Genomic DNA, 13105 nt, shown 5'->3' with positions numbered 1-13105 from the left:
AAATCTTAAAAACTGTGTCAAAATACTAAATTTATATATTTAATATTTAGCACATGGTTTATTCCCTGTGTCTAAAAAAAGCTTACATTTATTAGTTAAATGTTAAGGGGTATCATACAAGTTTATTAAAAACTGATTTTGATGCATCAAGCTATACGGTTTTGAGTGTTAATTTTAGTGTAAACAGTCAAGCTCTTGTTAAAAAGCCGACTCTTACAAAAACTTCACTTGATAAACTAGATACGTTTTTTACAAAAGCAATTGGTGGAAGAGGAAGCGGATACTTCTATCTTTATCCGAATTTTATCTATCAAAAAGAGAGTGATTTTTATAAAAAGTTTAAAAACACAGCTCCAACTTTTGAAAAATCGGTACTTGTTTTTGCAAATGAACAAAATCAAAATTTAGCAAAACCTGTTTTTGAATATATAAAAAATTATGAAAAAGACGAGCTTGAACTTAAAACTTTTGCTAAAAACGACTATTTGCTGATATTTACAATAAATGGAAAAACCATAAGAGAGTTAATGCCTGAAATTTTAACAAATTTCATCCAAGATTGTGCTTTTCCTCACTCTGATATTAAACTGCAAAAAAGTATTGATTTTATAACTAAAAAAGAAGATATTTGCGGATACAATCCTGATGTTAAGTTTTTTACATTTGACAATTATCATGATAAATTTAAAGAACAAATTACTACCAAACTTCCACTTTCTCAAAAAAGTGCATCTACGATAAAAAAAGGTTGGATTTATGTTATTAATAATCTTAAATTTTATCATAAAGGGCTTGAGTATATCATCATCCCATCGATGATCAAATTTGATAAAAAAGCATATAAAATTATATTAGACGGTTTTAAAAAGATACAAAAAACTTATAGCTTAGAAGATAAAGCTTCAAAAGAAGATAGTTTTATAAGAAAACTTCAAAAAGAAGTGGGTGACTTGGAGATGATAAAATCAAGCTATGTTGATTTATATTTTACTGATATAAATATAGTAAATTTATCGGTTAAAATTCTTGGAAGTATGGAAAATCTTTTGCCAAGCAAGATAAGAGATGTGGGAGCAAAGATGATGGAACAAAAGGTTTGTGATTATTATTCCATAGAAAAGAAAAAAGATGGTTTTTTGTTCCTTAGTGATTATTTTTCTGTAGATGAGCTTTTTACGCGTTTTAAAAAGATTAAAGGCTTAGAAAACAAAGTCTTGCAAGAAAAAATATATCTTACAAAGCTGCTTTTGGGATATGAAAAGATTGAGTATTCAAAACTTTTGGATAAATTTGAGCATTTTAGAGAATTTGATTTTGAAAACAAAAAAAAGCTAAACGATAAAAATATAAAAGAGTGGATTGAATTTAGTGATAATTTTATTCAAAACGAAGATAGAACTATAAAGTTTTTAGATAGTATAAATACAATAAAAAGGGGTTAAAATGGAACTTTTCTCAGAGTATTTTAAAAATCTAAATATAGAAGATGATTTTAAATTTGCATATTTAGTAGGAGCCTATTCAAAAGCTATTATTGATAGTTCGTATTATTCAGAAATTTCAAAACAAAATGAAACATTTAAAAAATGGCTCTCAAATAGGCAACTTATAAAATCAAATTTGATTAAAATTTTTAATAAAGCAAATGAATTTGAAAGAAAGCTAAAACTTGAAAGTGCAAGAAATAGCGATCTTTCAGAGCTGATTACTTCAAATTACAATGAAAATGCAAATTTAAGAAATAGCGAAGTATCGTTTTATTTTTTAAGAGGTTTTAATGATTACAAAAAATTTAAACAACAATATCCAAGCAAAGGAGTTAATGATGATAGCAAAGCATAGTGAGTTACTTTTTATCTGGGATGCAAAGATGACAAATCCAAACGGTGATATGCTAAATGACAATGCGCCAAGATTTGATGAAACCGATAGAAAGGCTATAGTTAGTGATGTTAGAGTTAAAAGAACAATTAGAGATGATTTGCAAGATAGAAAAAATAAAACTATTTTTGTAAATAATCCAGAAACTGTTCAGTCTGCGGAAACAAGATTTAACGAGCTTCAAAAATTATCAAATTTAAAAGATATTAAGGAAGTTTTTTTAAGCTGTATTGACAATAGGCTTTTTGGTGGGGTTGCACCAAGCAAGAATATTCAAGTAATTGGTGCGGTTCAATTTTCATGGGCAAAATCCTTAAACCAAACAGAGACTATTTTAAGTCAAGGAACTGGAGCATTTGGAAAAGATGGAAAAAATAATAAAACTTTTAGAACCGATAATTACTTGCCTTATGCACTTTTTGCAATGTATGGAACGATAAACTCTATAAACGCCAAAAAATCAAACACAACCGAAGATGATATAAACGAGATGGTTGATTCTATGTGGAATGGAACAAAACTTTTAAATACAAGAAGTAAAATCGGCCAAAAACCAAGAGCACTTTTTAGAATAATTTACAATGATACCTATGTTATAGGGCTTCTTGATGAATTAATCAGTATTAAAAATAAAAATTCCGATGATATTAGAAAATTTGACGAATGTGAAATTTGCTTAGATGAGCTTATAGAAGCGATAAAAATAGCAGATGAAAAGATAGAAAAAATAGAAATTTACTACGATGAAAGCATAAAAGAAAAGCTTAGCGTTTTTAAAGATTTAGCTAAAGTTGATATGAAAGTTATGTGATGTTTACTTTTAAAATTTGGAGTAAATTTGGAGCTTTTAAAGACCCAATGACGATTAGTCAAAATATAACTTTAAATTTCCCTCCAAAAACGGCCGTTGCAGGTATGATGGCTGCGATTTTAGGTATAGATGAGTATTTAAGAGACGATGATTTTAATAGCTTTAAATATAGCGTAGTTACAAACAGCAACACTTCAAAAAAGAGTTTTTCGCAAAATTACATAAATGACTATACTAAAAAGACAAACTCATATCTTTTCAACCTGCAAAAGCTAAATTTCAAAGCGATAAAAGATGGTCTAAGAGATACAAAAGCACCACAAAAACCAATAAATAGAGAGCTTTTAATAAATCCAGCTTTTACTATTTTTATAGATGGGTTTAAATTTGAAGATGAAATTGTAAAAAGCTTAAAAAGCCGTCTTTTAAAATATAATTTATACATGGGCAATAGCGAGTTTAGTGCAAATTTTAGCTTTTTGCCACTTGAGAGTTTTTCAATGAAGAAATTTGATTTGGTAAGCTTGGATTCATTTTTAGAGCAAAGCTTTGTTGAAAGTATTGAGTTTGATGACAATGTGTTTTATAAAAACACTCTCATTACGACAAAGCTTAACCACAAACGCTCTCCTATAGAATCTATAAATTTAGTCCATTCAAATAGCAAAATAGCGGTTAAAAACATAGAAGCTTATGAAATTTTAACAAGCGAAGGAAAATATTTTTGTAGGTTTGTGTGATGCTTTATTCTCATCCAAAAAAAGAGTATAAAAACCATATCAAAAATCTAGTAGATAGTTTTGACGATAAAGAGTTTGCAAAGTGTGCTTTTTATCATGATTTTGCCAAACAATCAGATAATTTTCAAAAATACATCACGCTAAAAAAGGAAAATTTTGCCACCAACAAAGAGTTTGAAAAAGAACGAAATATACTAAAAACAACGCACTCTTTGGAAAGTGCTTATATATATTTTTTTATGCAAGATAATAAAAATATTGATTTTATTATAAATTTATGCTCTATTTTAAAACATCACTCAAATTTAGAAAATTTTGAAAGTATGCTAAACTACCTTACTTGTATAGAAAATAATTTAAACTCAGATGAAAAGATAAGCAATATTACCTCATCTTTAAAAGCAGCAGATTCAAAAGCTTTTTTAGAGATTATACAAAAAGATAAAATATACGAATTTGCCGACTTTTTTGATGATATTTTGAACGAAGTAAAAAACTTTTTTAAAATAGAAAATTTCTTTAAATTTAAAGATAGATATTCAAAGTTGATTTTGGCTGATAAATTTGAAGCTATTTTTGATAAACCATATGAAGACTTGGATTTTATATCGCCCAAAATTTGCGAAAATATCATCCAAAACATACACGCACAAATTTCAAACAAACCACCAAATAACTACAAAAATAGCTCAAGAAAAATTATATTTAAAAATTATGAAACTAACAAAGACAAAGATAAATTTATAATAAAAGCTCCAACTGGCATTGGAAAGACATATATCGCACTTGAGCTTGCGCTAAAAATTGCCACACAAAAGCATAAAAAACGCATAATCACAGCTATTCCATTTACTTCTATAATAGATCAGACTTTTTTAGAATATGAAAAAGTTATCCCTGAAAATTTAGGTCTTTTAAAATATCATTACCTATCAAAATATACCGATGATGAAAAAGAGCAGTTTTCTAAAAAGATATTTTTAGCAGACATTTGGCATGAGCCACTTATCATAACTACTTTTAATCAGCTTTTAAACATCTTTTTTTCAAACTCAAACAAAGATAACTTAAAACTTCAAACTCTTAAAAATAGCGTTATTATTGTTGATGAAATTCAAAACATATCTAGAGTTTTGCTGCAAGATTTAGCGTTTGTGTTTAATGAGTTTGGTAAAATTTATAATATAGATTTTATAATTATGTCAGCAACAATGCCCCATCTTAATTTGGAAAATTTCACAATTATTTCAGAAAGTGATTTTTACAGATCAAAACAAAACAGATATAAAATTTCATTTTTTGATAAGATAAAAAATATCAAAGATTTGGTTTGCATGTTAAACTCGCAAACTAAAAGTACGCTTTGTGTTGTAAATACCATAGCAAAAGCTCAAACCATATATAAAGAGCTTAAAAAAGATGAAAATCTCTATCTTCTTACAACTCATCAAACTCCAAAGCACAGAATAGAGCTACTTAAAGAAATATCTAAAAAACTAAAAGAGCAAAAGCCAGTTAAACTTATCGCAACGCAGCTTATAGAAGCTGGAGTTGATCTTGATTTTAGTGTTGGGTTTAGAGAATTTGCTCCATTTACTTCTATAGTACAGATGGCAGGACGTGTAAATAGAAACGGTATAAAGAGTAAAATAAGTGAGTGTTTTGTTTTTGATTTTTTGGAGTTTGAAAATGTAGATAAAAAACTTCCATATCATGGTATAGATTTACAAGAGGAGTTTGTAAAAAATAGCCTAAAAAATGGCATTTATGAAAATGAGATATTTGAAATTTTAGAGGAGTATTTTAAGAGAGTAAAATATGAAACAACTCACACTAAAATTAATGAAAAAATGCAAAAACTTGAATTTACCACAATTTATGGTAATTTTACAGCAAATTTCATGCCAAAACAACCATGGAAAGTTTCGGTTTTTATAGAAGAAAGAAAAGATGATTTTAAAGAGTTTATAGAAAAAAGAGATAATATTTTAAACTCGTATGATGATAAATTTGAAGCTTTAGCAAAGATAAAAGATTTGGAAAAAACTCTTTTAGGCCAAACGATAAACATAAATCACAAATTAATCGAAAATTTACAATTAAAAGAGATATTTGGAAGATATATACTTAATTTTGGTTTTAAAAACTATACAAAAGAGTTTGGCTTTACAACAGATTTAACAATAGAAGAAGAGACGTTTTCATGAGCTTTCCAAAAGAACAGATCTCAGGCACACTTGTAAATTACTATGTAACTTGCAAAATAGAAGCGTGGCTTTACTCAAGAAAGATTTACGCAAGGCAAGATGATGAAAATATGCTGATTGGTAAATCCTTGTCTGAATTAAAAGAAAATTTACATGATTTTCCATACTCAAATCTGCAATTTGACAAAGTCTCAAAACAAAAAGGACATTATGAGATAACAGAATATAAAAAAACTTTAAAAAATAAAAATGCTGCAAAAATGCAACTTCTTTTTTATATTTATACTCTTAAAAACGCACTAGGATTAAAAAAGATTTATGGAAAAGTTGTAAGCGCAAAAACCATTATAACCGTAGACGACAATGATGAAAACTTTGATTTTATGAAACGGATTTTATCTGATATGAGTGAGTTTTTAAGTCTTGATTTGCCACCAAAAGCTATAAAAATTAAATTTTGTAAAAACTGTGCTTATAATGACTACTGTTTTTAGAGTGTAAAATGTATGTGGTTTTGTTTTATGATATATCAAGTAATGATGAAAAGACAAAAAAGAATGCAAATAAAGTAAGAAAACTTGTCGAAAAATATCTTCCAAGAGTGCAATTTAGCGTATTTGAAGGTGAGATTAGAAAAAGTGATTTGATAAAACTCAAAGTTATGCTTAAAAAATTAATCTATGATGAGTTTGACTCGGTTGTGATTTATACTTTTGAAAAGCCAAGTTATACAACAAGAGAGGTTATCGGAATCGATAAAAACGAGCCACTTTTTAGCTAAGGAGCTAATATGAAAAACGATAGAACACATTTTATATTAAACAACGGAAAACTCTACCGAAAAGACAACAACATTTATTTTGATAAATTTGATGAACAAAACTTAGTTGTAGATACGAAAATTTTACCGATAAATGGCATCGATGAAATTTACATCTTGGGAAAAGTTGAGCTAGATACCTATACGATGTCATTTTTAAGCACAAACAATATCTTGCTTCATGTCTTTAGCGCACACGGTAGTTTTCGTGGAAACTTTTATCCAAACTCGCCAAATTCTGTAAATAAAAGTGGTTTTGTCTTTTTAAATCAGTTAAGAAGTTTTGATGATGAGATAAAAAGAGTCGCAATCGCTAAAGAAATTACAAGGGCAAGGATGAAAAACGCAGCAAATAACTGCATAAAAAAAGCGGTAAAATTTGAAACTCAGAAATATTTAAATGCACTTGATAAGGCAAGCTCTATTGCAGAAATTATGGCATGCGAGGGAGCTTTTGCAAAAGAGTATTATCAAAAGTGGAATGAAATCATTAAAGATCAAAAAAGCTTTAAATTTATAACTCGTTCAAAACGTCCACCAACAGATAAAATTAATACTTTTATAAGTTATGTAAACACGCGGATTTATAATGTTTGTCTAAGTGAAATTTATAAAACTGAGCTTGATCCTAGGATTTCGTTCTTGCATGAGCCAAACTACCGCTCACTTAGCTTGCATCTTGATTTAGCTGAGATTTTTAAACCACTTATTGGGGATAATTTGATTTTTAATATGCTAAATAGAAAAGAAATAACACCAAAAGATTTTAAAACAAATGCTGGACGGATTCGTTTTAGCAACGATGCGGTACAAAAAATAGAGTTAAATATGATAAGGTCTTTAACCTCTGTTGTAAGTCTTGGCAAACAAAACCTTACATATAGGCAAATCATAAGGCGTGAGGCAAACAGGATAAAAAAGTGTATTTGTGAAAATTATCCTTATGAGGGCTTTATGGGTGAGATTTAAGTGGTTTGGTTGATTAAAAACAGCAGCTTAAGTGATAAGTTTGTGAGTTGGGCTCAAGAGTTTTGAACTATTTGTATATTTTGTGAAAAATTCATTTTAATGCCTACTTAGTGAGAAGTTATTTTAAAGCAAAGATTAAGTTTTCTAAAACTTAGATATAGCTTTATTTCAAGTTTTTATTTTTATAAATTCAGCGATTTTAAAGGAGAATAATTTATAATTTTACAGTAACAACCGCTTTTGTATGGAGGTTTGGTTGCTGTATAAATTTGATCCTATGGATTTTGAAACGCAGATTTACCAGATAAATATACAAGATCATATCGTATAAATTTGATCCTATGGATTTTGAAACGTTAGTGGATTTAGCCCCAAACTATCGCAAACTTTAGTATAAATTTGATCCTATGGATTTTGAAACCTTTGTTACTTTTATCTTTCTTGCCATTTTCTACTCTCGTATAAATTTGATCCTATGGATTTTGAAACCTAGTATGCCTATGATGGGTCAAATAGGACCTGTATAGTATAAATTTGATCCTATGGATTTTGAAACTTAAATATATGCTTTATAAAGCAAAATATTTAAAGTATAAATTTGATCCTATGGATTTTGAAACTCCGTATCAAAAAACGTTTTACCTGCTTTATCGCGTATAAATTTGATCCTATGGATTTTGAAACGGTCTAAAGCAGGGTGAAAAAGTTGATTATGCAATACGTATAAATTTGATCCTATGGATTTTGAAACGAAAATATGCTAAATGATTTTGAAAACAAAAAAGAAGAGTATAAATTTGATCCTATGGATTTTGAAACTCTAAAAAAGTTACCGTTCTTTTTTCAGCTAGCTTTAGTATAAATTTGATCCTATGGATTTTGAAACTCAAAATATAACATTTGGGATATGGATCTTGCTGTGTATAAATTTGATCCTATGGATTTTGAAACACTCATTTTATGAAGTTAATGGCAAAGATATCTATGGTATAAATTTGATCCTATGGATTTTGAAACAAAATGATAAAACCTTAGCTCAGCTTGATGAATTAAAGGTATAAATTTGATCCTATGGATTTTGAAACTAACAGTGGTTGGATAGCTAAACGCTACATCAAAGTATAAATTTGATCCTATGGATTTTGAAACGAAGTTCATCACGGTATTTAACTTCTACTGATTTGTATAAATTTGATCCTATGGATTTTGAAACCACCATCATAATCGGTATAATAATTTATGCCTAAGCTAGTATAAATTTGATCCTATGGATTTTGAAACTATGAAAAAAGCATCACTTGGAACCTTTATAGGTGGCGTATAAATTTGATCCTATGGATTTTGAAACATCGAAGAGTGCAAAATAGATATCTACAAAATGGAAGGTATAAATTTGATCCTATGGATTTTGAAACGACAATATGTTTTAGACCCTAGCATAAAAGAAATTAAGTATAAATTTGATCCTATGGATTTTGAAACCTCAGGAACACACTCAACAGCGGATGGCGAGTTACTTGCGTATAAATTTGATCCTATGGATTTTGAAACCAAAAAAAGCCAGTTACACCTGCATAACCTTTACGTATAAATTTGATCCTATGGATTTTGAAACAACCGTGATTATGGTGATATAATCCTTGGAGTTGATGGTATAAATTTGATCCTATGGATTTTGAAACCAAAAAATGATAAACCCGATTCCGTGCGTTCTAAGGTATAAATTTGATCCTATGGATTTTGAAACAAATCACAAACTTTTTATTTGGGTTCTAGTTCTAGGTATAAATTTGATCCTATGGATTTTGAAACTGATGAAGCAAAAAAGGGAAGAGGTAAAAGACCTAGGTATAAATTTGATCCTATGGATTTTGAAACTAGGAATGCTTTTTAAATAAAGCTTTTGGTGCTAAGGTATAAATTTGATCCTATGGATTTTGAAACAACATTTCTTTGATTTTTTCTACCATACATTCATAAAGTATAAATTTGATCCTATGGATTTTGAAACTAAAATGGCAAGTAGGCGTATAAATAACGAGTTTTTAGTATAAATTTGATCCTATGGATTTTGAAACTTCTTAGAACAAGATACGGATTGACAACTAACCCACGTATAAATTTGATCCTATGGATTTTGAAACTACGATTTAAACGTTGATTTGATATACCTAGTTTAGAGTATAAATTTGATCCTATGGATTTTGAAACCTAAATCAATTAAAAATATGTTTTGATAGCATTCATAGTATAAATTTGATCCTATGGATTTTGAAACTATCCTTTTGTTTAGGGCCAATGGCAATAACCGTGTATAAATTTGATCCTATGGATTTTGAAACTTGTTCCTGCTCCTGAAAAGTGTGCTCCGCCTACGTATAAATTTGATCCTATGGATTTTGAAACTCTAATTTTACTCGTAAATTAGACGTATTTATGCAAGGTATAAATTTGATCCTATGGATTTTGAAACTATCTTTTTCATCATACTGATATTTTTCGGGGTTATCGTATAAATTTGATCCTATGGATTTTGAAACGAGTAGAACATGTTGAGCCTAAAACTGTGGATACACCGTATAAATTTGATCCTATGGATTTTGAAACTAGCGATGTTTTCCCAAATACTATGCTAAATAAAAGTATAAATTTGATCCTATGGATTTTGAAACACTTCTGAGATAGTGTTTCCATACTCTAAACCTTTGCGTATAAATTTGATCCTATGGATTTTGAAACTCAGCAAAACCCTACTATAAAAGGGGGTGAAATTATAGTATAAATTTGATCCTATGGATTTTGAAACAAGACATAAGCAGTGATGATAGCAAGATATATACAGTATAAATTTGATCCTATGGATTTTGAAACACTTCTACCGATTTACTAGGTTCACTAGCTTTTAGTATAAATTTGATCCTATGGATTTTGAAACTAAATGCAAGCAACAACGTAGTTGCGCCAAATCAATAGTATAAATTTGATCCTATGGATTTTGAAACGTCTTTTTTCAAGGGGTCAAAAGGCAAAAGATGAACTGTATAAATTTGATCCTATGGATTTTGAAACATAAATACTTACATCTCTTTTAAAATTGTCATTTTGGTATAAATTTGATCCTATGGATTTTGAAACTAAAACTAGCCAAAGGGTATTTTAGAACAAAAACAGTATAAATTTGATCCTATGGATTTTGAAACACATCTACTTGTTCGGCCAAGTCATCTTGTCTTAAGTATAAATTTGATCCTATGGATTTTGAAACGAACTAGAGATAAGAGATTTATTTTAAACCTAGTTAGAGTATAAATTTGATCCTATGGATTTTGAAACTGTTATTTTTTATACCGCCATAGATACAATTTTTGGTATAAATTTGATCCTATGGATTTTGAAACGTAGAGAGTATAAATTCACACAAAACGAAGTAGAAATAAGTATAAATTTGATCCTATGGATTTTGAAACTTTTTTTACTGCGAAGATTAGTATATAAGGACACAGTATAAATTTGATCCTATGGATTTTGAAACAAAGAAACTTGTAAGCGACTTATGCAAAGGGTGGTAACGTATAAATTTGATCCTATGGATTTTGAAACTATAAGAAAATAAATTTATTTTTTAACCACTTTTGTATAAATTTGATCCTATGGATTTTGAAACAAATAAAAATAACCACTTTTTATAGGGCAAATATAAGTATAAATTTGATCCTATGGATTTTGAAACAAAACTATTGGAATATCTTTGGTTTCAGCCTCAACTGTATAAATTTGATCCTATGGATTTTGAAACTTTTCTATTTCAAAGCTTTCAGTTTCATCGCTAAGTATAAATTTGATCCTATGGATTTTGAAACTCAAATTTTACAAAATTAAAAAATAAAACCTTTTCGGTATAAATTTGATCCTATGGATTTTGAAACTCTTTTGATGGCAAGATAAAGGATAGTAATCAGATTGTATAAATTTGATCCTATGGATTTTGAAACCGCCTTGATAGGGGCGGGCTTTATCCGTTCGCTAGCCCGGCGTATAAATTTGATCCTATGGATTTTGAAACAAATAAGGTAAAGAATTGTTAGTTTTTAACTCTATAAGAAAGTATAAATTTGATCCTATGGATTTTGAAACTTCAAAGACACGCAGATCCGTATAAGTTTTCAAAAGGTATAAATTTGATCCTATGGATTTTGAAACTCTTTTACGAATTTATGAATATTTTCATCATAATGACCTGTATAAATTTGATCCTATGGATTTTGAAACGGTTTGGTGCTAAGCGGACTAATCCGCCGCAAGGGTATAAATTTGATCCTATGGATTTTGAAACCTAAGGCATCATAACTTCCATTATATCCACACATGTATAAATTTGATCCTATGGATTTTGAAACATTCGAATTCTTTTGTACTTTCTACACAACTATCAAGTATAAATTTGATCCTATGGATTTTGAAACAACCAGTAAAAAATCCACTAAAAAAGGCTTTTAGCGTATAAATTTGATCCTATGGATTTTGAAACTCAAATAAACAAAATCTAATAAAAACAATAGTTGATGAGTATAAATTTGATCCTATGGATTTTGAAACTTGGCCTATAAAAAGTGGTTAAAAAATAAATTTAGTATAAATTTGATCCTATGGATTTTGAAACTGTTGTCTTAAAGGCGATACAAAAGTTCAAACAAAAGTATAAATTTGATCCTATGGATTTTGAAACGACCACAAGCAATACCGAGTAGAAGCAAAAGCAAGAGTATAAATTTGATCCTATGGATTTTGAAACGACCACAAGCAATACCGAGTAGAAGCAAAAGCAAGAGTATAAATTTGATCCTATGGATTTTGAAACTAGTATTTTAATGACAAGTTGTCAATATAGTGTCATCGTATAAATTTGATCCTATGGATTTTGAAACAAATTTTAGATGTTTCGCAATCATATAATTTAAAACGTATAAATTTGATCCTATGGATTTTGAAACCAGACACCATAGGAAGAACAGCAAGTGAAATAAGAGCGTATAAATTTGATCCTATGGATTTTGAAACTGCTGTTATGAGTGCTTATGGGAGTTTGCTTTTTAAGGTATAAATTTGATCCTATGGATTTTGAAACTAAGAAAAAAGATGACAATAAAACTATCAATCCTGTATAAATTTGATCCTATGGATTTTGAAACATTCACAACCACCATTAAAACAATGCACGAATTCTAGTATAAATTTGATCCTATGGATTTTGAAACGAGAGATTGAGCTAAATGTAAGCATTTTTTTAATGTATAAATTTGATCCTATGGATTTTGAAACCTCAATGATATTTCATCGTGTGCCCAGTCCTGGCCGGTATAAATTTGATCCTATGGATTTTGAAACAAATAAAAATAACCACTTTTTATAGGGCAAATATAAAGTATAAATTTGATCCTATGGATTTTGAAACATACCTACTATAAAAGTTCTTTCTCTTGCTTGAGGTATAAATTTGATCCTATGGATTTTGAAACGAAATAAAAAGCAGTAGAGAACTCATCAAACAAAGTATAAATTTGATCCTATGGATTTTGAAACGTAATGTTGATAGAAAACTTATCGACACAACTTTAAGTATAAATTTGATCCTATGGATTTTGAAACATATGAGTGAGCAAATGAAAAATGGAATGAT

8 protein-coding genes and 1 CRISPR repeat array are annotated in these 13105 nt (G+C 28.8%); all 8 genes read left to right on the top strand.

Going from position 1 to position 13105, the window contains the following annotated elements:
* Nucleotides 1-161: 161 nt before the first annotated feature.
* The 8 genes from O6B72_RS08690 to cas1 are packed head-to-tail and all read left to right on the top strand — an operon-like array spanning nt 162 to nt 7428.
* Nucleotides 162-1442 carry a TM1802 family CRISPR-associated protein gene (locus O6B72_RS08690; protein WP_269492888.1) on the top strand — a complete coding sequence of 427 codons (1281 nt, stop codon included), beginning with the start codon at nt 162-164 and terminating at the stop codon, nt 1440-1442.
* Nucleotide 1443: 1 nt separating this feature from the next.
* Complete coding sequence (locus O6B72_RS08685; RefSeq protein WP_269480366.1) at nt 1444-1842, top strand: hypothetical protein; 399 nt, start codon at nt 1444-1446, stop codon at nt 1840-1842.
* On the top strand, nt 1826-2692 hold the full coding sequence (cas7b, locus tag O6B72_RS08680) for a type I-B CRISPR-associated protein Cas7/Csh2 (RefSeq protein ID WP_269492887.1): 867 nt from the start codon (nt 1826-1828) through the stop codon (nt 2690-2692). Before O6B72_RS08685 ends, cas7b begins: the two co-directional genes overlap by 17 nt.
* Nucleotides 2692-3432, top strand: a complete 741-nt coding sequence (locus O6B72_RS08675) for a CRISPR-associated protein Cas5 (protein WP_269492886.1) — start codon at nt 2692-2694, stop codon at nt 3430-3432. Before cas7b ends, O6B72_RS08675 begins: the two co-directional genes overlap by 1 nt.
* The gene (gene cas3, locus O6B72_RS08670) at nt 3432-5639 is read left to right on the top strand and encodes a CRISPR-associated helicase Cas3' (protein ID WP_269492885.1); all 2208 of its coding nucleotides are present in this window, start codon (nt 3432-3434) and stop codon (nt 5637-5639) included. The genes O6B72_RS08675 and cas3 overlap by 1 nt, the downstream gene beginning before the upstream one ends.
* Nucleotides 5636-6133 carry a Dna2/Cas4 domain-containing protein gene (locus tag O6B72_RS08665; RefSeq protein WP_269492884.1) on the top strand — a complete coding sequence of 166 codons (498 nt, stop codon included), beginning with the start codon at nt 5636-5638 and terminating at the stop codon, nt 6131-6133. Before cas3 ends, O6B72_RS08665 begins: the two co-directional genes overlap by 4 nt.
* A gap of 8 nt (nt 6134-6141) precedes the next feature.
* Nucleotides 6142-6420 carry a CRISPR-associated endonuclease Cas2 gene (gene cas2 / locus O6B72_RS08660; RefSeq protein WP_269492883.1) on the top strand — a complete coding sequence of 93 codons (279 nt, stop codon included), beginning with the start codon at nt 6142-6144 and terminating at the stop codon, nt 6418-6420.
* 9 nt (nt 6421-6429) lie between these two features.
* Nucleotides 6430-7428 (top strand): CRISPR-associated endonuclease Cas1, encoded by a 999-nt coding sequence (gene cas1 / locus O6B72_RS08655; RefSeq protein WP_269492882.1) that lies wholly within the window; start codon nt 6430-6432, stop codon nt 7426-7428.
* Between the two features lie 261 nt (nt 7429-7689).
* Nucleotides 7690-13074: direct repeats of the CRISPR family, unit length 30 nt; unit sequence GTATAAATTTGATCCTATGGATTTTGAAAC.
* Nucleotides 13075-13105: the final 31 nt, after the last annotated feature.

The organism is Campylobacter ureolyticus (assembly GCF_027277485.1).
Classification (GTDB): Bacteria; Campylobacterota; Campylobacteria; order Campylobacterales; family Campylobacteraceae; genus Campylobacter_B; species Campylobacter_B ureolyticus_B.
Note: the sequence above shows the minus strand (reverse complement) of the source record. Positions and strands in the feature narration are given on the sequence as shown.

Coding starts and splice junctions, on each gene's coding strand:
- O6B72_RS08685 (WP_269480366.1), top strand. CDS start 1,444: ATGGAACTTTTCTCAGAGTATTTTAAAAATCTAAATATAGAAGATGAT.
- cas7b (WP_269492887.1), top strand. CDS start 1,826: ATGATAGCAAAGCATAGTGAGTTACTTTTTATCTGGGATGCAAAGATG.
- O6B72_RS08675 (WP_269492886.1), top strand. CDS start 2,692: ATGTTTACTTTTAAAATTTGGAGTAAATTTGGAGCTTTTAAAGACCCA.
- cas3 (WP_269492885.1), top strand. CDS start 3,432: ATGCTTTATTCTCATCCAAAAAAAGAGTATAAAAACCATATCAAAAAT.
- O6B72_RS08665 (WP_269492884.1), top strand. CDS start 5,636: ATGAGCTTTCCAAAAGAACAGATCTCAGGCACACTTGTAAATTACTAT.
- cas2 (WP_269492883.1), top strand. CDS start 6,142: ATGTATGTGGTTTTGTTTTATGATATATCAAGTAATGATGAAAAGACA.
- cas1 (WP_269492882.1), top strand. CDS start 6,430: ATGAAAAACGATAGAACACATTTTATATTAAACAACGGAAAACTCTAC.